The organism is Flavobacterium sp. CECT 9288, assembly GCF_918731615.1.
In the GTDB taxonomy this organism is placed as follows: Bacteria; Bacteroidota; Bacteroidia; order Flavobacteriales; family Flavobacteriaceae; genus Flavobacterium.
Genome location: NZ_OU957226.1, coordinates 3,459,863 through 3,484,430, shown reverse-complemented (window position 1 = coordinate 3,484,430; position 24,568 = coordinate 3,459,863). Strand labels below are relative to the sequence as shown.

The 24,568-nt window shown below is 34.2% G+C and carries 18 protein-coding genes; 10 read left to right on the top strand and 8 right to left on the bottom strand.

Going from position 1 to position 24,568, the window contains the following annotated elements; all coding sequences use genetic code 11:
- Positions 1-55: 55 nt before the first annotated feature.
- The 4 genes from LQ189_RS15400 to LQ189_RS15385 are packed head-to-tail and all read right to left on the bottom strand — an operon-like array spanning position 56 to position 7,451.
- The gene (locus LQ189_RS15400) at positions 56-4,153 is read right to left on the bottom strand and encodes a PorP/SprF family type IX secretion system membrane protein (protein ID WP_230158396.1); all 4,098 of its coding nucleotides are present in this window, start codon (positions 4,151-4,153) and stop codon (positions 56-58) included.
- 1 nt (position 4,154) lies between these two features.
- On the bottom strand, positions 4,155-5,612 hold the full coding sequence (locus LQ189_RS15395) for a gliding motility-associated C-terminal domain-containing protein (RefSeq protein ID WP_230158394.1): 1,458 nt from the start codon (positions 5,610-5,612) through the stop codon (positions 4,155-4,157).
- A gap of 44 nt (positions 5,613-5,656) precedes the next feature.
- Positions 5,657-6,958: a hypothetical protein gene (locus tag LQ189_RS15390; protein WP_230158393.1), complete on the bottom strand. Its 1,302-nt coding sequence runs from the start codon at positions 6,956-6,958 to the stop codon at positions 5,657-5,659.
- A gap of 52 nt (positions 6,959-7,010) precedes the next feature.
- The gene (locus LQ189_RS15385; RefSeq protein ID WP_230158391.1) at positions 7,011-7,451 is read right to left on the bottom strand and encodes a hypothetical protein; all 441 of its coding nucleotides are present in this window, start codon (positions 7,449-7,451) and stop codon (positions 7,011-7,013) included.
- A 795-nt stretch (positions 7,452-8,246) separates the two neighbouring features.
- Here LQ189_RS15385 and LQ189_RS15380 point away from each other — a divergent pair.
- The 7 genes from LQ189_RS15380 to LQ189_RS15350 all read left to right on the top strand — a co-directional run bounded on the left by LQ189_RS15380 (position 8,247) and on the right by LQ189_RS15350 (position 14,036).
- Positions 8,247-9,395 carry a DNA polymerase III subunit delta' gene (locus LQ189_RS15380; RefSeq protein ID WP_230158389.1) on the top strand — a complete coding sequence of 383 codons (1,149 nt, stop codon included), beginning with the start codon at positions 8,247-8,249 and terminating at the stop codon, positions 9,393-9,395.
- A gap of 5 nt (positions 9,396-9,400) precedes the next feature.
- Entirely contained in the window at positions 9,401-9,784 is a 384-nt protein-coding gene (locus LQ189_RS15375) for a DoxX family protein (protein WP_086454888.1), read from the top strand.
- 31 nt (positions 9,785-9,815) lie between these two features.
- On the top strand, positions 9,816-10,325 hold the full coding sequence (locus tag LQ189_RS15370; RefSeq protein WP_086454887.1) for an acyl-CoA thioesterase: 510 nt from the start codon (positions 9,816-9,818) through the stop codon (positions 10,323-10,325).
- A gap of 182 nt (positions 10,326-10,507) precedes the next feature.
- The gene (recA, locus tag LQ189_RS15365; protein ID WP_086454890.1) at positions 10,508-11,515 is read left to right on the top strand and encodes a recombinase RecA; all 1,008 of its coding nucleotides are present in this window, start codon (positions 10,508-10,510) and stop codon (positions 11,513-11,515) included.
- A 153-nt stretch (positions 11,516-11,668) separates the two neighbouring features.
- Positions 11,669-12,079 carry a hypothetical protein gene (locus LQ189_RS15360; RefSeq protein ID WP_230158387.1) on the top strand — a complete coding sequence of 137 codons (411 nt, stop codon included), beginning with the start codon at positions 11,669-11,671 and terminating at the stop codon, positions 12,077-12,079.
- Positions 12,080-12,094: 15 nt separating this feature from the next.
- Positions 12,095-12,643 (top strand): RNA polymerase sigma factor, encoded by a 549-nt coding sequence (locus LQ189_RS15355; protein ID WP_086454885.1) that lies wholly within the window; start codon positions 12,095-12,097, stop codon positions 12,641-12,643.
- The gene (locus tag LQ189_RS15350; RefSeq protein WP_230158385.1) at positions 12,633-14,036 is read left to right on the top strand and encodes a PorT family protein; all 1,404 of its coding nucleotides are present in this window, start codon (positions 12,633-12,635) and stop codon (positions 14,034-14,036) included. The genes LQ189_RS15355 and LQ189_RS15350 overlap by 11 nt, the downstream gene beginning before the upstream one ends.
- On the opposite strand, the gene LQ189_RS15345 is transcribed toward LQ189_RS15350, so the two are convergent.
- A complete protein-coding gene (locus LQ189_RS15345) occupies positions 14,020-14,781 on the bottom strand; it encodes a 1-acyl-sn-glycerol-3-phosphate acyltransferase (protein ID WP_230158383.1) in 762 nt (253 codons plus the stop codon). The two genes, LQ189_RS15350 and LQ189_RS15345, sit on opposite strands and share 17 nt — an antisense overlap.
- 247 nt (positions 14,782-15,028) lie before the next feature.
- On the opposite strand from LQ189_RS15345, the gene trpS reads away from it, so the two are divergent.
- Together trpS and LQ189_RS15335 are read left to right on the top strand one after the other, a co-directional pair.
- Complete coding sequence (gene trpS, locus LQ189_RS15340) at positions 15,029-16,003, top strand: tryptophan--tRNA ligase (RefSeq protein ID WP_230158381.1); 975 nt, start codon at positions 15,029-15,031, stop codon at positions 16,001-16,003.
- A gap of 418 nt (positions 16,004-16,421) precedes the next feature.
- A complete protein-coding gene (locus tag LQ189_RS15335; RefSeq protein WP_230158378.1) occupies positions 16,422-17,429 on the top strand; it encodes an IS110 family transposase in 1,008 nt (335 codons plus the stop codon).
- A gap of 232 nt (positions 17,430-17,661) precedes the next feature.
- Here the strand turns inward: LQ189_RS15335 and LQ189_RS15330 are convergent, their stop codons facing one another.
- Genes LQ189_RS15330 through LQ189_RS15325 form a run of 3 tightly spaced genes read right to left on the bottom strand, consistent with a single transcriptional unit; the run spans position 17,662 to position 19,231 of the window.
- Positions 17,662-18,018, bottom strand: coding sequence for a hypothetical protein (locus tag LQ189_RS15330; RefSeq protein WP_230158380.1), 357 nt, complete (start codon positions 18,016-18,018; stop codon positions 17,662-17,664).
- On the bottom strand, positions 18,019-18,165 hold the full coding sequence (locus tag LQ189_RS16320) for a deaminase domain-containing protein (protein WP_370634898.1): 147 nt from the start codon (positions 18,163-18,165) through the stop codon (positions 18,019-18,021).
- 58 nt (positions 18,166-18,223) lie between these two features.
- Positions 18,224-19,231 (bottom strand): IS110 family transposase, encoded by a 1,008-nt coding sequence (locus LQ189_RS15325; RefSeq protein ID WP_230158378.1) that lies wholly within the window; start codon positions 19,229-19,231, stop codon positions 18,224-18,226.
- Positions 19,232-19,859: 628 nt separating this feature from the next.
- Between LQ189_RS15325 and LQ189_RS15320 the strand changes: the two genes are divergently transcribed.
- Positions 19,860-24,566 (top strand): T9SS type A sorting domain-containing protein, encoded by a 4,707-nt coding sequence (locus tag LQ189_RS15320; protein ID WP_230158376.1) that lies wholly within the window; start codon positions 19,860-19,862, stop codon positions 24,564-24,566.
- Positions 24,567-24,568: the final 2 nt, after the last annotated feature.

Genomic DNA, 24,568 nt, shown 5'->3' with positions numbered 1-24,568 from the left:
TCTAACGGCTGTTGCATTTAATACATTAATCAAAGATCCCAATCTTCATTCATGATTAATTTTCAACTTTTATAACAACCATTTTGGCATTGTACGGCTTGCTTCCTCTTGACTCTATTGTTTTAGTCGCCTCATCTAAATTATCAAAACGTGTGGTATAGATGAAATAATTAGAAGACTTCACATCAAAGAAGAAATTCACCTTATTTTCTCCTGCCGCAACCGTTTTGGTTAAGAATGCATCACGTTTTGCAACGTCTGCATGAACCGCATACACTATATAATATCCTGTTTCCACATTTTTAATGTTCTTGATAATCTGCATGTTCAACTGCTCGTTACCAAAATCAAAATCTTCTGGTTTCAATGGTGTTGCACTGAGTTTAGTTGTCTCCTTAATACGTTTTAAGGTTTCCTGATCTCTGGCAAAACGATCGTCTTCATTCTGGAAATTCGCACGCTTGATACGGCGTTTTTTCTCTATTTCTGTATCTACTTTAATTTGTTCTAGCGTAGCTAACAAGTTTTTGTTAGACAATTCCGCTTTTGCTTGCTCTGCTTTTAATTGCTCTATACTTTGCAAGTAGCTTAAAGTAAGGGCATCGTTCTTGTTTGGCACTTTTTTAATACGCTCTTCATACAATGCCTTAAAGTTACTCAATAATTGATTCTGATTTTGATTTACTATTGCAATTTCTGCTTTTAAGTTATCAAGCTCAGCATTTTGAGCAGCGGCGCTCTTAAATGGTTTTGGGGCACTCGCAATTCCTTTATCACTTAAATCGTTTTCCGTTTTTAAATCCTGGAGTTCTTTCTCTTTCAGTTTCACTTTCTCGTTCAACTGAGACAATAATTGTTGTTGTGTTTTACCGGCCATATCAAGAGTCTCGGCAATTTTATCCATTGATTTGGAATTCTCATCCTTAGGTTTATTTAGAGCGGCCAACTTAGCTTGAGCTTCGGCATCTGCTTTTGCTTTTGCGTCGGCTTCTAGTCTTGCTTTGGCCTCTGCTTCTGCTTTGGCTTTAGCTTCAGCAGCTTGTTTTGCAGCTTCGGCATCTGCTTTCGCTTTAGCATCTGCAGCTAACTTCGCTTTGGCCTCTGCTTTGGCTTTGGCTTCAGCAGCTTGTTTCGCAGCTTCGGCATCTGCTTTCGCTTTAGCATCTGCAGCTAACTTCGCTTTGGCCTCTGCTTCTGCTTTGGCTTTGGCTTCAGCAGCTTGTTTCGCAGCTTCGGCGTCTGCTTTCGCTTTAGCATCTGCAGCTAACTTCGCTTTGGCATCTGCTTCTGCTCTGGCTTTGGCTTCAGCAGCTTGTTTTGCAGCTTCGGCATCTGCTTTCGCTTTAGCATCTGCAGCTAACTTCGCTTTGGCCTCTGCTTCTGCTTTGGCTTTGGCTTCAGCAGCTTGTTTTGCAGCTTCGGCATCTGCTTTCGCTTTAGCATCTGCAGCTAACTTCGCTTTGGCCTCTGCTTCTGCTTTGGCTTTGGCTTCAGCAGCTTGTTTCGCAGCTTCGGCATCTGCTTTCGCTTTAGCATCTGCAGCTAACTTCGCTTTGACCTCTGCTTCTGCTTTGGCTTTGGCTTCAGCAGCTTGTTTCGCAGCTTCGGCGTCTGCTTTCGCTTTAGCATCTGCAGCTAACTTCGCTTTGGCCTCTGCTTCTGCTCTGGCTTTGGCTTCAGCAGCTTGTTTCGCAGCTTCGGCGTCTGCTTTCGCTTTAGTGTCTGCAGCTAACTTCGCTTTGGCCTCTGCTTCTGCTTTGGCTTTGGCTTCAGCAGCTTGTTTCGCAGCTTCGGCGTCTGCTTTCGCTTTAGCATCTGCAGCTAACTTCGCTTTGGCCTCTGCTTCTGCTCTGGCTTTGGCTTCAGCAGCTTGTTTCGCAGCTTCGGCGTCTGCTTTCGCTTTAGTGTCTGCAGCTAACTTCGCTTTGGCCTCTGCTTCTGCTTTGGCTTTAGCTTCAGCAGCTTGTTTTGCAGCTTCGGCATCTGCTTTCGCTTTAGCATCTGCAGCTAACTTCGCTTTGGCCTCTGCTTCTGCTTTGGCTTTGGCTTCAGCAGCTTGTTTTGCAGCTTCAGCGTCTGCTTTCGCTTTAGCGTCTGCGGCTAACTTCGCTTTCGTTTCGGCTTCTGATTTTGCTTTAGCTTCAGCAACTTGTTTCGCAGCTTCGGCGTCTGCTTTCGCTTTAGCATCTGCAGCTAACTTCGCTTTCGTTTCGGCTTCTGCTTTTGCTTTAGCTTCAGCAACTTGTTTCGCAGCTTCGGCGTCTGCTTTCGCTTTAGCATCTGCAGCTAATTTAGCTTTCGTTTCGGCTTCTGCTTTGGCTTTAGCTTCAGCAGCTTGTTTGGCAGCTTCAGCATCTGCTTTCGTTTTAGCATCTGCAGCCAACTTCGCTTTCGTTTCGGCTTCTGATTTTGCTTTAGCAACTGCTGCTTGTTTCGCAGCTTCAGCATCTGCTTTCGATTTAGCATCTGCAGCTAATTTGTCTTTGGTTTCCGCTTCTGATTTTGCTTTAGCTTCAGCAGCTTGTTTCGCAGCTTCAGCATCTGCTTTCGCTTTAGCATCTGCAGCTAATTTAGCTTTCGTTTCGGCTTCTGATTTGGCTTTAGCTTCAGCAGCTTGTTTCGCAGCTTCAGCATCTGCTTTCGCTTTAGCATCTGCGGCTAATTTGGCTTTGGCAACCTCTTCAGGTTTAGGTTTATTTGCAGCTTGTTTAGCAGCTTCGGCATCTGCTTTCGCTTTAGCATCGGCGGCTAGTTTGGCTTTAGCAACTGCTGCTTGTTTCACAGCTTCAGCATCAGCTTTGGCTTTGGCATCAGCAGCTAGTTTCGCTTTGTTTTCTGCTTCTGATTTTGCCTTAGCTTGCGCAGCTTGTTTGGCTGCCTCAGCATCCGCTTTCGCTTTTGCATCTGCAGCTAGTTTTGTTTTTGCATCTGCCGCAGAAACAGGAACAACTACTTTAGCCTTGGCATCAGCCAATTGTTTGGCTCTTGCTTCAGCAGCATCAGCAATTGCTTTCTCACGGTTCAATCTATTCTCTTCTGCTTTTGCTTTAACTTGTGCTTCTTTATCTTGTCTGGCTTTTTGAGCAGCATCTGCTACGGCTTTAGCCTTAGCAGCTTTTAAATCATTTTCTTTTTGTATATCTGAAGCTGATTTTTGTGTCACTTTAGGTGTTGACGGTGGATTTGGAACCGATTTAGGTTCTAATTTAGGGAGTATCGAACCTTCTTCCTCATCCTCATTACTATACTTGCCATTGAACTTGTAGGCTAAAACAATTTCATGCGAAGGTCCAAATTGAGTAAAATTACCCAATGCTTTTTCATAGTTATATTCCAAAGCAATTCTGGATGTAAGATTAAGTCCTATCCCCGCTGAAACACCGTGAAATGAATTGTAACCTGCTTGTGCCCAAACTCCGTTAGGAATACTGAACATCATTAAACCAGAAAGTATAGTTTGTTCTTTTTTAATCTCAGTACGAACAAGACCCGAAAATTTACTTCGATCAAAGAAACCATTACTGTCTATAAAACCCGTATACATTATATGTGCTTGTAGTGCTCGTTGTGGGTCATCTTGCACCATTTGTGATGTTTCTAAATTATACAGAACCGCATTGTTTAGAGCAAGTCCAAAATCAAAAAAAGCGGTTCCGTAGTTGATCCCTGGACTTACAACTAGTAATGAATTTGAAGGAACTAATCCTAATGCAGGGTCGGTATAATTACTAACTACTTTACCTGTATTAATTCCACTTTTATAAAAACCTAGATTTAAACCAAAAGTAAGATTATTGTCTTCACTGAGATATACATTTTGTGCAAAGTTGGCCACTCCACCAAATGTTGTAAGTACGCCATAATTTTGTTGAAACAATCCTATACCAATTCCTTGATTTTCACCAAAACGTCCAGAATAACTAGCCAAATAGGTTTGCGGCGCATTTTCAAATTGTACCCATTCCCGTTTGTTAAAAATGGTCGCGTATGAGTTTTGCTCCCTAGCAAAACTAAAAGCAGGATTGATTAAAAATTTATGAAACTTAAGTGAATTTCTAACTGGTATATTGAAAGAGACCACACCATTATCTTGTGAATGGATAGTCTGAAGTAAACAGAAAAAAAAACAAAAACTAAAAAAAATATTTTTCATGTTACCTAATTACTGTGATGGAACCCTTTTTAATCGTATTATCTTGTGTTGTAATGATATAGTAATAAATGGGATTCACAGATTTAAAATCCAGTTGCTCTTCTGGCCAATTATTTTGATAATTTGTAGTATTCAAAACCATTTCACCCCTTGCATTCAAGACCACCACCGATGTGTTTGTACCACTTATATATTGTTGTGGTATAATCCAAGTATCATTGATACCATCATTATTAGGACTTATTATATTTGGAATTAAAACCACATTAGGATCTACGAAAGGAAAACGGATTTCAAATGGTAATTCTTTTTTTGAAATGCAACCGGTAGTTTGTGTTATAGTTAAAGAATAATTTCCTTCTTGATTTACATTCAATGTATTTGTAGTGGCTGAAGGTATCAAAGTACCATTCAAGAACCATTCAAACGTAGGATTATTTGCGGATGTAGTTGCTACAATTTGCTTAGTTTCTCCTTCATTGATAATGGTTGTTCCTGTAACATTTAAGGAACTTGTAAAAGGTACATTTTCTAGATTGATGGCACCTGTAGAGGTACAGCCTCCAAAATCAACTCTAACTGTATAATTCCCAGCTGTAGTGGTACTATAATTTTGGCTAGTGGCACCCACGATGGCGACATCGTTTAAAAACCACTGGTAGGTATTTCCAGCTTGTGTACTTAATGTTGTTGACCCTTCTGACGGACAAAATGGATTTCCTTTGCTTGACGTAACCGTTGCTACTGTACCCGCAGCTTCTCCAACCGTAACTCTGTTAGAAAAAGAATCAGAAGTACATGTACCATAATTTGTTTCAACATAATACCTTCCTGGTGATGTAACTGTAAGGCTAGGTGTTGTGGCTATAGGCACTAAACTTGGTTCTTTGAACCATTTAAATGTTAGTGATGGATATTTTAAAGGGGAATCATTAGTTCCCGTTCCCGGATTGTCAATAGTCAATACATACGAACCACCTCTACAATACGTGGCGCTTTCATTGAAATTATTGATAGAAAATTGGGTGTCTTGTAACTTGTAATAAGCCGCGAATGCGTTAGAACTAGGACTAGTTGCTGCAGGAGCAGTACTGCGTACTCTAATTCTGAAATTTTCACCTCCCGTTGTGGTTGGAACAGCAAAAATAAAAGTTCTTGAGGAGAGTGTGGCAGAATTTGGTTTCTCTGTGAAACTAAGAGCTATTGGAGTGGAAAAACTTCCCACTCCATCGGACAGCTCTAGTATAAATTGATTTGAGGCGCTTAATGATCCCGGAGGATTGAATGAAAAACTAACCTCAAAAGTATTAAAATTACTGTTTGCACATATTTGGGTAAAACCAAGCGAAGGCTTGTTTATAGTGAATTGTGCGTGTAAGGAATTAACTGCTAATAAAAACAGCAATAAAAATAAAAATTGATAGGCTTTAAAAATAGTAGGGGGGCGTCTACATTTCATAATTAGTTTTGCATCAACATGACAGCTATAACATTACAGCATCCTTAATTAGATGCTGTAATTTTAGATAATTGTAAACGGAAATCCGGTCTTTTTTCATTGGCAAAGTCAATAAAAGTCTCTGCGTTATTACTGTTTGGAGAAAAGTAATTAAAAAGATTCGTTTGACCGTAAAAAGACTCTAAATCTTCATTATTAGAGTTGTCAACAATAAAGATGTTTCCTTTACAGTTATTAAAGTACATAGATTCTAACTTAATTCTAGCTAAGTTCTCATCATTCAATTGAATTTTACTATCCAATAAAACTGCCGGTTTGAAACCAGAAATTACAGTACGCTTACAGTTAAGTGAAGCATTTTCAGCAATATAAACGGCCTCTTTAACTAAACCTGATTCAATATCAGCATTAATATTAGCGCTGTTGTTCACAAGAGTTAAATTAGTGGCTACCACCAAAGTCTGTTTTTTAGCGAAATCTACCTCTTCTTTCTTATTGTAAGAAGCAATATCTAAACATCTTGAACCATTTTTACTTGATAAAAAAGAAGAACGAATGGCAAGAGAGTTTGTCAAGTTACTTTGAGCACCATAATTAAAACGGTAATCATCATTACTAGACTTGTATGAAACAACTTGAGATAAATTAGTATCACCACCAAAGATTTCAAATGAATTCCCTCCAGAGAAACTAATCATTATATTTTGTAGGATGGTTTTGTTTCCAACACCTGCCAAAAATAGAGAATTTAAATTTCCTCCACCTGTTGAAAGCTTTGATCCAGCAAACTCAATACGAACGTATCTCATAATACCAGAATTAGCAGCAGGATTATTACCACCGTAAGATGTTAAAGTTGGGATAAAATCTGTGTTACTACCAGTATTTACAGAAGCAACACCTCCAAATTTATTTAAAGGAGCATCACCTAATATTACTATACCACCCCAATCTCCAGCTTTTCTCAAACTGCGATTAGAAGTAAATACAATAGGATCTGTTTCTAGACCATCTGCAATGATACTAGCCCCTTTTGTAATTATTAAAGTTCCTTTGGTATCAAAGTCACCAATAATTTTGGTTCCAGGTTCAATAGTAAGCACGGCGTTGTTAGTCACATACACATTACCTTGAAGCAAATAAACATTTTTCTTGTACAATTTAGTATTTGCAGTTATGTTAACTGCTAATATTTGATTGGCTTCTCCGTAGTCTACTTTGTTCGGCTTAAACTCGGTCCAGTTATTCAACCAGTTATTAAGGCCAATAATTCCTTTTTCTTGCTGAGCGTGAGCAGCTGAGATTACCAATAGAAAAATTGTTAAAATTTTGGGGAAATTTTTCATGGGATTAAAATTTAATTATTATTATAAATTTGAATAGGAAAGAAAGTATTTATTACAATCCTTCAAATTCATGCAATGATTTCATTGTGGTTTCAAAAAACAATATAGCAGCAACTAACGTATTTTTATCGGCATAAGGCAACATTTTCTTTTGGAAATCAGTAGAAACAGTTAAAAAATCTTGTGTTCCTTGAGCTACATCTTCTAATGCTTTTTTATTTACTGCATCATTAGGAATTCCTAAATCAGAAATGGTTACTCCAGGTAGTTTTGCTAAAGCGATGTTTGGCAATATTTTAACAAGCACTCTAACACGTTCTGTGTAAAGTTCAATTAACTCTCCTTTTTGCATCGATTTCAATTGATCTAAATCGTGAAATGTTCTTATGGAAGCATCTTTACTAATTATGCTTCTTTCTACAACTTTCGCTTGTGAAAAGGCAGCACCCGTCGACATTAAAAAAAAACTTAAAACAATAACTTTCGCTTTCATAATATTATATTAAAAAAATTTATTTAAGGTAACAAATCTAAACAATTAAACTTAAAACAACATACGTTTTTATTTTTATTTTGGTTTTGGTGTTGAATTGTTAACAATTTTTGGTTAATAAGTTCCCAATGCCTTTGTTTTATTGGTTTTTTTTAATTAGAAACATTACAAATAATGTGGAGTTTGCTAATTTTCGTTCAAAACTCAAGTGCATTTAGGGTAAATTTAACATTTTTTAACAATCCATACCGTATTAAAAACAAATCAAAACGCCTGTAACCACGTATTTATACCTATATGATTCTTAAAAGTAATAAAAGTTGCTTAATTATTACGTTTTTTTAAAAAAAATCTTTAGTTGCTTCTTAGCTTTTCAACTTGTGCTTCCCTTTTAAAATAAAATATGAAAGTACAAATACATGTTACAAAGCATATTACAAAATGAATGCCAAAAAATATAAAACCCTAAAAATAAATTAAAAAAAAGTTAAAAACTCGTGTCAGCTCCCATAAATGTTAAATAAAAAAAAATTTCTTAAAATTTAAAAAATATTAACATCCTTTATTTACAATTCATTTGGTAGTGTTCATGTTCAAAAAATAAAAAATGTTTCCGCACTTGTTAAAAAGTAATTTTGAAAAACATATATCATAACAATAACTTTCTGGATTTAGAAAACCAAAAAATACAAAGTGAAGTAGGCATTATATAATGTAAAAGAATAAAGACCACTCTTTTTTAAAATTAAAAATTGAAAAATTTATGTCTCAATCATTTTCTATTATCTTTGCTTCATGCAATTTTCAGATATATTAGGGCAAGAGCACATTAAAGATCACTTGACAAAAAATGCTAGTTTGGGAAGGATTCCACACGCGCAACTGTTTGTTGGGCCTGAGGGATCTGGGACATTACCCATGGCTTTAGCTTATGCACAATACATTATTTGTAATAACACACAAGGTGAAAACGAGGGAACTAATGCAGCTTGTAACATCAAATTTGAGAAATTTGCACACCCTGATTTGCATTTTATTTACCCCACAGTTAGCACCGATGCCATAAAAGGAAAACCCAAAAGCTTAGATTTTATTACGGAATGGAGGGAATTCATAGAAAAAAAACCTTATGGAAGCTTGTTTGACTGGTACCAAATATTAGACGTAAAAAACAAACAAGGGGAAATTAGAGTTGAAGATGCACAAGAGATTTTGAAATCACTAGCTTTAAAATCATTTGAAGGAGGTTACAAAATCATGATTGTATGGATGGCTGATAAGCTGAACATACCGGCCTCTAATAAATTGTTGAAATTATTAGAAGAACCTAGTGATAAGACAGTGTTTATTTTAATTTCTGAAAACGAAGAAGATATTATACAAACCATTAGATCCCGCTGTCAAGTATTGCATTTTAATGGTTTGAGTGAGTCTACAATAGCCCAAGCCTTAGAGAAAGAATGGGAAGTTGATTCCGCAACAGCGCAAAAAATAGCACATCAAGCCCAAGGAAATTATAATAAAGCCCAGCAATTGTTGCAACCCAATAGAGAAACCGATTTTTTTGAAAAATGGTTTGTTGACTGGGTAAGAGCAGCCTTTAGGGCAAAAGGAAATGCAGCAGCCATTCAAGATTTGATACAATGGAGTGAACAAATAGCCGTTTTGGGTAGAGAAACCCAAAAGGAATTTTTACAGTTTTGTATTGAAATGTTTCGACAAGCGTTGTTGCTTAACTATCAAACACCATCTCTTGTTTACATAGAAACTAAAGTTGAGAAATTCAAACTAGAGAATTTTGCTCCTTTTGTTAACGGAAATAACATTTTTGACATTTATAAAGAACTATCAGATGCCATGTATCACATTGAAAGAAATGGAAATGCCAAAATTATCCTAACCGACTTGTCTATAAAACTAACACGATTAATCCATAAAAAATAAAACCTATGAACAACACTACTTCAATTTTAATTTTAATTTTTTTGGCTATTACCTTTTTACAATCCAGTTATGACAAACTATTTTATTGGAAAGACAATGTGGAATGGCTTAAAGGACATTTTGCTGCCACACCACTTAAAAATCAAGTACCACTAGCTTTACTGAACGTTCTTGTTCTGGAACTAATTACGGGAATATTAAGTGTAGTAGGTTGTATTGAAATGTTCATTAATGGCGGAAAAATATTTGGGTTTTACGGTGCCGTTTTTGCCTGTATCACTTTGTTAATGCTTCTTTTTGGGCAGCGTTTAGCCAAGGATTATGACGGCGCAAGAACTATTGTAATTTATTTTATGCCCGCAATTTTTGCCGTTTATTTATTGAATTAATCCATTTGTTTTGAAATAAGAACTTTTATATATGACACCAAAAAATCCATCTGAGTCTTTAACAACACTCACCGATCTTGTATTACCTAGTGAAACCAATCCCTTGAACAACCTTTTTGGAGGAGAATTGCTGGCAAGAATGGATCGTGCTGCCAGTATAGCCGCAAGAAGACATTCACGCCGAATTGTAGTTACCGCATCTGTAAATCATGTTGCGTTTAATAGAGCAATTCCGCTAGGGAGCGTAGTTACTGTTGAAGCAAAAGTTTCTAGAGCTTTTAAAAGTTCTATGGAAATATATATTGATATTTGGGTAGAGGATAGAGAATCTGGAAATAAAACCAAAGCAAACGAAGCCATCTATACCTTTGTTGCAGTAGATGACACTGGTCGACCTGTAGAAGTTCCTCAAATTGTTCCCGAAACAGAACTAGAAAAACAACGTTTTGAAGCAGCACTTAGACGCAAACAATTGAGCTTAGTTTTGGCTGGAAAAATGAATCCGCATGATGCCACAGAATTAAAGGCTTTGTTTACCTAATAACGATAAATTAGAAAATAGATTTCAAATTTTTATCGAAAGGAAAAATTGTAATTGAAAAAGAAGTATTTTTACAAGAACAATATATCAATTGCAATAATCAAATTGTGGCTGCCAAGGTACACCACTTAAATTCATAGCGTTACAAACAAAAATAGATGAAAGAAAAGGTAAAAGAGAAGATGAGTACAGAAAAAGAATCTAAATTAAAAGCGTTACAACTTACGCTTGACAAACTAGACAAGACCTACGGAAAAGGTACTGTAATGAAAATGGGAGATAAAGCCATTGAAGAAGTAGAAGTAATTTCTTCGGGATCTTTGGGAGTTGATTTAGCTCTTGGCGTAAATGGATATCCGAAAGGAAGAATCATTGAAATCTACGGACCAGAATCATCAGGTAAAACAACTTTAACGTTGCACGCTATTGCCGAAGCTCAAAAGGCAGGAGGAATTGCAGCATTTATAGATGCAGAGCACGCATTTGATAGAAATTATGCAGAAAAATTAGGAGTAGATATTGAAAACCTAATCATATCTCAACCTGATAACGGAGAACAAGCCTTAGAAATTGCTGAAAATTTAATTCGCTCAGGTGCTATTGATATTGTAGTAATTGACTCCGTAGCTGCCTTGACACCAAAAAGTGAAATTGAAGGAGAAATGGGTGATTCTAAAATGGGATTGCACGCTAGATTAATGTCACAAGCTTTAAGAAAATTAACTGGAACCATAAGCAAAACAAATTGTACAGTATTTTTTATCAACCAGTTGAGAGAAAAAATCGGAGTTATGTTTGGTAATCCAGAAACTACAACGGGTGGTAATGCCTTGAAATTTTATGCATCTGTACGATTAGACATTCGTCGTTCTACACAAATAAAGGATGGTGATAATGTTTTAGGAAACAGAACCAAAGTAAAAGTAGTTAAAAACAAAGTGGCACCGCCATTTAAAGTAGCCGAATTTGACATCATGTATGGCGAAGGAATTTCAAAAACAGGTGAGATATTAGACTTAGCAGTAGAATTTGAAATAATTAAAAAAGCAGGTTCTTGGTTTAGTTACGGCGAAACCAAATTAGGTCAAGGTCGGGATGCTGTTAAAACCTTAATTAAAGACAATCCAGAACTAGCCGATGAGCTAGAACTTAAAATTAAAGCTAGAATTAAAGAATTAGCTGGAGAATAATTTTTTAAAAACCCGATTTTTTCGGGTTTTTTTTGCTTTAAACGCAACCTTTTTATCAAAGATACCTCTATTTAAAAAAACAAATGTTTGGGCCGAAACTACAATTCAACCCAAGCCTTTGAAATAAGTGTCAAATTCTAAAAATGTAAAAAGATGAAAAAAATTATTGCTTTAACACTATTATGGGCCTCATTCCTTTCTTGTAGCCCTGACAATGATTACCCAAATTACAGTTATGAAGTATTGCCTGTAGCTAGTTATGAAGTTCCTGCCTCTTTTAAGCTAGGAGAAACCTACACCATTACACTCAAATATCAAAAACCAACTAGTTGCCATGGATATCAAGGGATTTACTACGATAAAAACCTCAACGTAAGAACCATTGGCATACAAACTGTAGTAGATAAGGATCAAATTTGTAACCAAGCTTTACCTCCAATATCAGAAGTTTCGTTTCAATTTTATGTAACCAATACGGGTTCGTATATTTTTAAATTTTACAAAGGCAAAGACGCTAATGGGGTGTCTATATTTGAAGAAAAAGAAATTAAAGTAGACAACTAAATAGAACAACAAATTGTGGGGTTAGATCAAATCATTGCAAACTGTAAAAAAAACTGTCCAAAAGCACAAGAGGAGCTGTATGGACTGTTTGCAAAAAAACTTTTTGGAATCTGCCTCAAATATTCTAAGAGTTATTCAGATGCACAAGACAATTTGCATGATGGTTTTATACTCATCTTGAATAAAATAAATCAATTTAGTAACAAGGGCTCTTTTGAAGGTTGGGCCAAAAGAGTTATGATTAACAATGCCTTACAAAAATTTAAAGACATACGGTTTTTGAATATTGTGGATACCGACTTAGCTGAAGAAGAAATTACAATTGATGATGAACCCATAGCACTGGAAACGCTACTCAAAATGGTACAAGAATTACCTGATCAATACCGTTTAGTATTTAGTCTATATGTACTAGACGGCTATTCACACAAGGAAATTGCCGAAATACTCAATATCACTACGGGCACAACTAAATCAAATTTGGCCCGAGCCCGAATGATTTTGAGAGAAAAAATAAATTCTTATACCGGTAACCCTACTAGAACAAAATACAATGCACGATAAAAAAAATATTGACCGGTATTTTCAAGAACAATTTAAGGATTTTGAAGTCCAACCTGAGCCACAGGTGTGGGAAGCTATTGAACTAAGTTTACGCAAAAAAAAGAAAAGACGAAAGGTTTTACCGTTTTGGCTTAAAATAAGTGGAATTGCGGCCTCATTATTGGTAGGGTTATTGCTAGTTCAAAAAACACAATATGCGGGTTCAAAACCTGAAATAAAGATTGTAAACCAATCAAAAGCTAGAGAAAAAGAAACGCTCCAAAAAAAGAAGTTCATCACCAAACCAAACCTCATTGATAAGGAGCCGCAACAAGTAGTGACTAACCAACAACCAAACCAAACGAATTATGAAAAAGAAACTATACGAGTTACTGGACCTAAAATCAATTCGAACCAAAAGAAGAATAAAAAGGATTATCTCGTTCATATCCAAAAAAATAATACATCGGTAAGTGATAACGCTATAAAAGATTCAGAAGGGTTAGCATTAGCACAACAACAAGATAACAGTGTCGTTGCAAAAGATATCATAGCCGTACAAAATGCGCAATCAAAGAAACAAATTACTGACACTGAAATGTTTAATAAGACGCAAGCCGTTACAAATAAAGAAGTGAGCGCTGCCATAAACACTTTGGAAGAAATTTTAAAAAATAAAAATACAACTCCAGAATCTAACCCAACAAAGGGTAACAAATGGAAAATAACACCTACTGTTGCAGCCGTATATTTAAACACAAACAGCAGCGGATCTGCACTGGATCCTCAACTGGCTCAAAATAAAAAAACGAATGACAACTCATCAAGTTATGGGATTGGTATACACTATGCTTTGAACCAAAAAATGAGCCTGCGCAGTGGTATAAACAGGTTAGCCTTAGGGTACAATACAAACAATGTGTCCTATACAGCAGGACTAAGAAATAATACCGTATCAAACATTAACTTCAGGAATTCTTCATCCATTGAAATTACTAACAACAATGGCGCTACTACCCTATCTAGTTTTGAGAAAAACTTACAAAAAAACAATGTAGGAGCACTAAACCAACAGATGAATTATTTTGAAATTCCGTTTGAAATGTCCTATGCAGTAATTGATAAAAAAATAGGAATACATCTCATTGCAGGTGTTAGTACATTACTTTTAAAGGATAATGAAGTGAGATTGGAATCTGAAGGGTTCAATGGAACCCTTGGTAGCGCAACCAATTTAAATTCGGTACACTTTAGTACTAATTTTGGCTTTGGAGTACGCTACAAACTCATAAAATCATTTCAACTCAGTTTAGAGCCCATGCTCAAGTACCAAATAAATACTTTTACAAACAACAGCAGTAACTTTAAGCCGATGGTAATGGGAGTATATACCGGAATTAGTTATGAGTTTTAGAAGATCCTGCTGCAAATAACAACAACTGATGGTAAATGGTGGAACGCACTTGATCCCGAATTTCTTTTCGATCTACACCATCAACAGCTGTAGTGGGAACGTGATGGTGAATTTTAACACGCATTAAACCTGGACTACCACTCAAAAAAGTAAATGAAAATCGTTTTTTATTATCAGGTAACGTAATAGGCACAATAGGTAGTCCGTGATCTACTGCCAGTCTAAAAGCACCGTCTTTGAAAGCATCCAATACAATAGATTCATCATCAGGGACACCGCCTTCGGGAAAAATACAAATGCTTAATCCTTGTTGAATCCTTTTTTGAGCTCTATCAAAAACTTCTAACCTACTTTTTGATGAATTTCTATCTACAAGAATACACGTTCTTTTGTAGAAAAAACCAAATAAGGGAATCTTAGAAAGTTCTTTTTTACCAACAAAAACAAACGGGTTCTTGGTAATAGCAAGCATCAGCATAATGTCAGTCATAGAAGTATGATTGGCCACTAGCATATAACTCTTGTGAGGAATTAAAGCCTGGTCTTCATCAATTTTATAATAAAAACCCATACCAAATAGGATACACTTGGCCCAAATACGAGCCATCTTAAAAAAGTAAGGATATCCGCGCTCTGACACGATAGACAATACTAAAAAGGGAAACATGACCAGAATGGGTAGTGCCATTAGAACATAAAACCAAACACGCCACAGTACCCAAAAAATAATTTTGATTGCTTTCATAGCTCCAAAAGTAAGAAATCAGATGGTAAAACGCTCCATGGAAACCTTGTGTTTTTTTATTCAAAAATTAAAACAAAGTTTTCTATGTAAATCTATTTTGCAAAAAATGCTGATTTATGAAACCGAATCGTTTATTTCTTTTCAAAAAATAAGCAAATAACAATCGGGGCTCCTTATTTTAAAATTTACAATTTTGCGGTAATAAATAAAAAACTTTGCGAACTTTGCGGGAAAAGTTAAAATCATAATGGCAAAAATACTTACCGGGGTTCAAAGTACAGGGACACCACATTTAGGAAATCTTCTAGGCGCAATTATACCCGCAATAGCACTCTCAAACAAACCCGAAAATGAATCTTTTTTGTTCATTGCTGATTTGCATTCGGTTACTCAAATAAAAGACGGAACAACACTACGAACCAATACCTACAGCACAGCAGCAGCTTGGCTGGCTTGCGGATTAAATGTAGAAAAAGTGGTATTTTACAGACAATCAGATGTGCCACAAACGGCAGAATTGTCTTGGTACTTGAGCTGCTTTTTTCCGTTCCAGCGTTTGACTTTGGCACACTCTTTCAAAGACAAGTCAGACAGGCTAGATGATGTCAATGCAGGACTGTTCTCCTACCCTATGCTTATGGCCGCTGATATTTTATTGTATGATGCCGAGTTTGTACCTGTAGGAAAAGACCAGTTGCAACACCTTGAAATCACTCGTGATGTAGCTTCAAGATTTAATCACCAAATGGGCGAAACCTTTGTGCTTCCTGAAGCCAAAATTCAAGAAGACAGCATGTTGATTCCAGGAACTAATGGTGGAAAAATGAGTAAATCAGCCAACAACATTATCAATATATTTCTGGATGACAAAGCCTTACGCAAACAAGTCATGAGTATTGAAACCGATAGTACACCACTAGAAGATCCTAAAAATCCAGATACGTGTAATGCATTTGCTATTTATGCTTTATTGGCAACAGAAGAACAATTAGCAGCAATGCGTGCTAATTATCTAGGCGGCAATTACGGTTACGGTCACGCAAAGCAAGCCTTGTTTGAATTGATTTGCGAAACCTTTAAAACCGAAAGAGAAAAATACAACTACTACATGAGCAATCTTAACGAAGTAGATGCACTTTTAAAAATAGGTGCTCAAAAAGCTTCGGCTGTGGCCAATGGTGTACTAGCCAAAGTGCGCGAAAAACTAGGATTCGAAATATAATTACCTTTTTAAAATAACCGCAGATTCGCAGATTATAGTAATTTTTAATCTGCGAATCTGCGTTGCAATACAATATATAATGGCGCAAAGTCAGAGACATTCTCGCATCAGCTCGCAGTTTTTAAGAACGTTTTTTTAGAATACTTCGAGCAGCTGGGTACGGATTATGTTTGTGGCTCATTGTTATGGGCACGGATTGCAAATCCGCCTTTACTTTGTATTAGATAAAAAACACTAAATTTATTCAAAGGAAAACAGAGGTGAACTAACAAATCCGCTAAGTATGACTTATATCGCGCATTAGTCCTCTGTCTTCTCCTTGAATCCCGTTGAATTGCTTCAAATAGAATGATAGACATCGAGGTCTAATAAAGGCTCTAAAGAAGTTCAACATTTTGTTTATCCTAAATTCAAAGTTATGAAAAACTATTTATTTTATGTAGGTATTGACATTTCAAAATCGAAATTGGATGTAGTTATTTTAGAAAAACAGTCTCCCAATGTATCTAATCATTTCATTGTAGAGAATAATTTAAAAGGAATAAAGGAAATTTTAAAAAACTTAATAAAACAGAAAGTTGATTTGACTACTGTTTTATTTTGTTGCGAAAACACAGGCGTTTATACATTTCCTTTGAGTAGTCATTTATCTGATGAAAAACTGGATTACTGGATTGTTCCTGCCATAGAAATTAAGCGTTCTAAAGGTATTTCAAGAGGTAAAAATGATAAAGCAGACGCAAAGGATATTGCTTTATATAGTATTCGAAATATTGACAAACTTAAACTTTCAACATTACCCGAAACTGCAATTCAGCAACTAAAATTACTTTATACTGAACGAGAAAAAGTGATGAAATCCTTTAAGATTTTTGAAGCGACAAAAGAGAATATTGATTTTATGCCAAAACAAGTTTACAAATCAATTTCAGGAATAAATAATAAAACTGTAAAGTTTCTAAAAACGACATTAAAAGCGATTGAAAAAGAAATGAAAGCAATAATTTCAACTGAAATTGAATTAAAAAAACAATTTGAGTTACTAAAAAGTGTTCCTGGTGTTGGAGACAAAACAGCAATCTATATGCTAATTGCTACAAGAGCATTTACGGCTTTTGATAATGCTAGAAAATTTGCTTGTTATGCTGGAACCGCCCCTTTTGAATATAGTTCGGGTTCGAGTATTAAAGGACGAACCAAAGTGAATCATATGGCAGATAAAAAGATGAAATCAATATTACAAATGTGTGCTATAGTGGCAGTGAAACATGACCCACAGCTCAAAGAGTATTATGAACGAAAAAAAGGAGAAGGTAAAAATGCGATGCTAGTTTTAAACAATGTAAAATGTAAAATTATTGGTCGCGTTTTTTCTGTAATTAACAGACAAACTCCATACATAAACACATATAAATTTGCCTGTTAATTTTTAAAACATCACTTGTTTTTTATCATAGAATGCGCGATTGAGTTTTTAAAACCTGTTAGGTCGAAGTCTTTATATAATTGTAGGAAATTATTTTTTGCGTTACTGTATTTACATTAGGGTATTGGAGTAGGCGTGAAGTCAGAGACATTCGCGCAGCAGCCCGCAGTTTTTAAGTACGTTTTTTGTTAATACTTCGTGCAGCTGGGGCTCGCTCGCACGCGAAGTTATCTTACATACTATTATTCATCTTATTTATTTTAAATTTTATTTTATCAATTGTTTCTTCTAAATGTTCTATTTCATCAGCACTTAATTTTTCTTTAAGATTAATCAAATTGAGTTTTTCAACTTGTTGGTTAAATAAGTTAATCAATTTAATACTGATAGTTTTATCAAATGAAAACAAGACAGTTATATATTGAACTAAACTTACTAAGTTACTGAGTATATTTTCTTCTTCTGGAAAAAACCAAAAGTCTTCAAATACTCGATGTGTAGCATCTTTAATCGGGATACCCTGTTCAATTGAACCGAATAAAGCTTTATAAAACGTAACTATAAGCTGATAATATTTCCAATTTCCCATTTAAAAATCTGTTAATAAAACACCGTTATTATGAATTACTTCTACCTCAATTTTTGGATACTTTTTTGAGAAAAGCTCAATTACATTACTACAGCTTGAACAGGGGGCTCTTTCTGTAAATAATTTAATCTTTCCTGTAGCATTTATATTTTTCCCGATACCCGATAGCGCATTCTATGATAAAAAACAAGTGATGTTTTAAAAATTAACAGGCAAATTTATATGTGTTTATGTATGGAGTTTGTCTGTTAATTACAGAAAAAACGCGACCAATAATTTTACATTTTACATTGTTTAAAACTAGCATCGCATTTTTACCTTCTCCTTTTTTTCGTTCATAATACTCTTTGAGCTGTGGGTCATGTTTCACTGCCACTATAGCACACATTTGTAATATTGATTTCATCTTTTTATCTGCCATATGATTCACTTTGGTTCGTCCTTTAATACTCGAACCCGAACTATATTCAAAAGGGGCGGTTCCAGCATAACAAGCAAATTTTCTAGCATTATCAAAAGCCGTAAATGCTCTTGTAGCAATTAGCATATAGATTGCTGTTTTGTCTCCAACACCAGGAACACTTTTTAGTAACTCAAATTGTTTTTTTAATTCAATTTCAGTTGAAATTATTGCTTTCATTTCTTTTTCAATCGCTTTTAATGTCGTTTTTAGAAACTTTACAGTTTTATTATTTATTCCTGAAATTGATTTGTAAACTTGTTTTGGCATAAAATCAATATTCTCTTTTGTCGCTTCAAAAATCTTAAAGGATTTCATCACTTTTTCTCGTTCAGTATAAAGTAATTTTAGTTGCTGAATTGCAGTTTCGGGTAATGTTGAAAGTTTAAGTTTGTCAATATTTCGAATACTATATAAAGCAATATCCTTTGCGTCTGCTTTATCATTTTTACCTCTTGAAATACCTTTAGAACGCTTAATTTCTATGGCAGGAACAATCCAGTAATCCAGTTTTTCATCAGATAAATGACTACTCAAAGGAAATGTATAAACGCCTGTGTTTTCGCAACAAAATAAAACAGTAGTCAAATCAACTTTCTGTTTTATTAAGTTTTTTAAAATTTCCTTTATTCCTTTTAAATTATTCTCTACAATGAAATGATTAGATACATTGGGAGACTGTTTTTCTAAAATAACTACATCCAATTTCGATTTTGAAATGTCAATACCTACATAAAATAAATAGTTTTTCATAACTTTGAATTTAGGATAAACAAAATGTTGAACTTCTTTAGAGCCTTTATTAGACCTCGATGTCTATCATTCTATTTGAAGCAATTCAACGGGATTCAAGGAGAAGACAGAGGACTAATGCGCGATATAAGTCATACTTAGCGGATTTGTTAGTTCACCTCTGTTTTCCTTTGAATAAATTTAGTGTTTTTTATCTAATACAAAGTAAAGGCGGAATTGTATTCCGTGCCCACAATCAAAGTCAAATAATACAAGTAAAAACAAAAAAGCAACAAGTAAAATTGTTGCTTTTTTGTTTTTAATTTTCCCAATGGCTCTTATTTGTAACTATTGCCAACAACGGATACAATTCAAGTAGTGGTAGATTTCAAATTCACAACACCTAACAGGTTTTAAAAACCTGTTAGGTCTAAAATAAATATATGGTTATTCCCAACTGAGAATAAGCGCAGAAAACAAAGCAGAATGTGTTTACATCGCACATTTATAAAGCTAGAAATATAACTGCTCTTGAAAATTGAAGAGAGAATCGCTTATAAATCGACCATAATTTAGTATTTGATAAAAAGTTCAAAAAGTTTTAAAAAAATATCATACTATTGTAGTAAAAATCAACAGTATATATTTTATGAAAACAAAATTACTTTTGCTGTTTATGTTTTTGACAATTACCTTGCAAGCCCAAACTAATTTGGTGCCCAATGGAAACTTCGAAAACTGGACATCCTCCTCACAACCAAATAATTGGTTCAGATCTTTTAGCGGATTAGTATTCCAAAGTTCATCTGCTCAAAATGGTAGCTCGAGTACCAAAATGCAAATTACTAGCGGTACCTTTAACTTCATCAACAGTGAATTTTTTCCGGTTGTAGCTGGTAAAACGTATCGCATTACGATGTATCACAAACTCGTTACGGGAACTTTCTCGGCCATTGACCTAAGTTTGTATCACCAACCAGGTACTTTTAAAACAGAAATTGCCAAAAAAACAGATGCGGTAACTTCAAGTACCGAGTGGAGAAAAATAGAATTTGACTACACTCCCACCGTTAGTGAATCTATTGAAGTAGATATCTGGACAACCGGTACCCTGAACTCAGAAATTTTAGTTGACAATGTTTCTGTGGTTGATGTGGCGACAATTGGTGCTGCCTATACTTTAATCCCTGATGTAAATTTTGAGAAAAAATTAATTGCATTAGGTTACGATTCAGGTACTCCTGATGGCAAGGTGTTGACTTCAAATGTAAAGGCTGTAACATCACTCACTCTTGACGCAACTACCATAGCAGATTTAACTGGTATTGAGGATTTTGTTTCTTTAGAAACATTAAAATGTAGAGGTAATAGTTCTTTGGGTAGTGGCGGAAATGGATTATTGACAAAATTAGACGTTTCAAAAAATCTAGCATTAAAAGTTTTAGATTTTGGTTATAACAAACTAACAATTTTAGATCTTTCAAAAAATATAGTTTTAACCGATTTAGATTGTAGTGTAAACCTTTTCACTGCTATTGATGTAACTAAAAATAAAAATTTAACTAAATTAAATTGTTTCTTTAATAATATTACTACAATTGATGTTTCTCAAAACACAGGACTAACTGAATTGAATTGCTCTGACAACCTACTAACAGTTCTAGACATTTCTGCAAACTTGATGTTGACTTCATTAAGTTGCGGATTTAATAAATTATCATCAATAGATGTATCAAAACATATTAATTTAAAAAATTTATTTTGTAATTATAATCAATTAACAACACTAGATCTATCAAATAATTTAAATATCAATTCATTAGGGTGTGACAACAATAAATTACTCACATTAGACATTTCAAAGAATATAGCTCTAACTTATTTTGCATGTAATAATAATTTGTTAACCACAATAGACCTTTCTAGAAATTTGGCTTTAAATACCTTATATTGTCATACTAACAAATTTACTACACTTGATCTTTCTAAAAATGTGGATTTAAATACCCTATATTGTCATAGTAACAAATTAACTACACTAGATATTTCTAAAAATGTGGCTTTATCTAGACTAGATTGTAAAAATAACCAGTTAACTAGTTTGAATCTCAAAAATGGTAAAAATACTTTACTAAATAACATAAATATAAATCTTACTAGTAACCCAAATCTAAACTGTATTGTGGTAGACGATGTTGCCTACGCCAACACCAATTGGGCGAGTAAAAAAGATACTTTTGCTTTTTTCTCACCTTATGATTGTAGCTTAACAACACTAATACCTGATGCTAAATTTGAAGACAAACTCATTGCTTTAGGCATTGACACTGATGGTAAAAATGGTGTAGTCTTAAGTTCAAGTATTGCAACTATAACTACATTAGACGTTACTAATAGTGGTATTTTAGATTTAAAAGGCATCGAAGGGTTTAAAGCTTTGACTACTTTAAATTGTTCTGGAAATCAATTGAAAAAATTAGATCTATCCAAAAACACCACGATAGCAATTTTAAATTGTGCTAATAATTCAAGTTTAACTTGTATACAGGTAGCTGATATTGCTGCTGCTGAAAAATGGAACACAACCAAAGATGCTACAGCAAGTTTTAGTTTAGATTGTACTATTTACACGTTAATTCCAGATGCTAAATTTGAAGATAAACTGATCGCACTAGGGATTGATAAAGACGGTAAAAATGGCAAAGTGGCTACTCAAAGCATAACTTCTTTAACCTCATTAAATATTGCAGATAGCAACATAACAGATTTAACAGGAATTCAAGATTTTGCTGAATTACAGTTTTTGTATTGTGAGAGAAACCAAATATCAAATTTAAATGTTTCGAATAATTTGAAATTAATTTACTTGCATTGCTTTAGTAACAAGTTAACAAGTTTGGATGTTACAAGAAATATTTTACTAGAAAACTTGGACTGTAGCGCTAACCTAATGTCAAATTTAGATGTAACCAAAAATACAGCTTTACGCTTTTTAGCCATATCTAAATTTCCAATAAATGTAGGGGATTCAGGAAAAGGAAATTTTGAATCTATAGATGTTTCTAAAAATTTGTTATTAGAAAAACTATATTGTCAACAGAACAAAATACAAACCTTAGATCTTTCAAAAAACACTAAATTAGAATATTTAGAATGTGCTGAAAATTATTTAAAGGACTTAAACGTATCGAATAATACTCTCCTAAATTATTTAGAAGTTGATAAAAATCAATTAACAACTATTGATATATCAAAAAATATTTTGTTAAGAAATTTTTCTTGTGACCAAAACAAAATAACGCGATTAGATGTCTCTAAGAATCTATTATTGACAAATATAAGCTGTAGCGCAAATCAAATAAAAAATTTAGATGTTTCAAAAAATACCAAATTACAACAATTATTTTGTGGAGGTAACCAACTTAAAAGTTTAAATTTAAAGAACGGAAATAATACTATATTAAGGTATTCAGGTTTCCTAAATAATCCTGAATTGAGCTGTATTGAAGTAGATAATGTTGATTATTCGAATACAAATTGGATAACATACAAAGATTCAAATACTAGTTTCGGTACGAACTGCACTTCATATACCATCATTGCTGATCCTAAGTTTGAAGAGGAGTTAATAGCATTAGGTTTTGATACTGATGGAAAAAACGGAAAAGTACTTACCGCTAACATCGCTACTGTAACTTCGTTGGATGTATCCAATGCAGGAATAACAGATTTAACAGGAATTGAAGACTTTACTTCTTTACAAAGTTTAAGCTGTAACAACAATCAATTAACTAAGATAGATCTAAAATACAATCACAATCTAGAAAGTTTAAATATTGCAAATAACAAAATATCAGTATTGAAAATAGTTTATAATACGAAACTTAGAGATATTCAGTGCAATGACAATTTAATCAAAACATTGGACTTCTCAATGCTAAAAAACGTAACTCAAATTTTGTGTCAAAACAATAAACTGGTTTCCTTAAATTTAAAAAACGGCAGCAATAAACTTACTAATGGACCAAGTATTAAAAATTTTACCAATAATCCAGAATTAAGTTGTATTCAAGTAGATGATGCTACCTATTCAAACGCGAACTGGGCTTTCTACAAAGATGCCTCGGCAAATTATAGTTCAGATTGTGCCTACTCCACTTTGATTCCAGATTCAAAATTTGAGGATAAATTAATTGCATTAGGCATTGATACTGATGGAAAAAACGGAAAAGTGTTAACTGCAAGTATAGAGAATGTAACAGCACTTAACGTTTCTACAAGCTCGATTACTGATTTGACAGGAATACAAGATTTTGTTTCTTTAGTTTTTTTAAATTGCAGCATCAATCAAATAACTGCTTTAGATACTTCTAAAAATTTAGCTTTGACAACATTAGATTGCAGTAATAATAAGATAACCTCTCTGGACGTTTCTAAAAATATAGCTTTAACAAAATTTAATTGTTTTAACAATAATCTTCAATCTTTAAACCTAAAAAATGGTAAAAATAGTTTACTAATTAAGGATAATATTGCTTTAAGTAATAATAGAAACTTATACTGTATACTGGTTGATGATGTCGCCTATGCTAATACAAATTGGTCAACAAGGAAAGATGCAACGGCTGGATTTAATAGCGTAGAATGTATTGCATTATCATTACCTTCAAACAATTTTGCTATTGAATCAAAAGGTGAAACTTGCCTTAATACAAACAATGGCGAAATAAACATTACTGCAACAGCAGCTTATGGCTATAGAGCAACAATAAATGCAACTCCATATACATTTACCAATAACAGTTTAAAAGTAAACAATCTAGCACCTGGAACTTATAAAGTAACCATTACTATTCCTGGTGAAAACTTTGAGCAAATCTTTACTATCAATATTCCTAAAGGGGCAACTATAACAGGAAGATTAAGTAAGGTAACAGAAAAAATTGCGGTTGAAATTGCTACAGGAACGGCACCTTATACAGTTTTCTTGAACGGAGTGGAACAATTTGAAACCAATGCTACTTCTTTTACTTTAGATGCAAAAACAAGTGGTTTACTGGAAGTAAAAACAGCCAAAGCCTGTGAAGGAATTTTTGCAAAAGAAATTGCAACACTAGAGGGAACATTTTCTGCATTTCCAAATCCAACTTCAGGAGCTTTTGAAATAGAAATACCAACAACAAACAAGGAAGTTAGTATTAGTATTTTTACTTTAGAAGGTAAATTGATCTCCAACAAAAAATACAGTGTTGGAGATGGAAAAGTACAACTCTCATTAGACGATCAACCAGCTGGGATTTATATGACTAAAGTAGAGCTTGGTACTCCTCAATTTATAAAAATTATTAAAAAATAAAA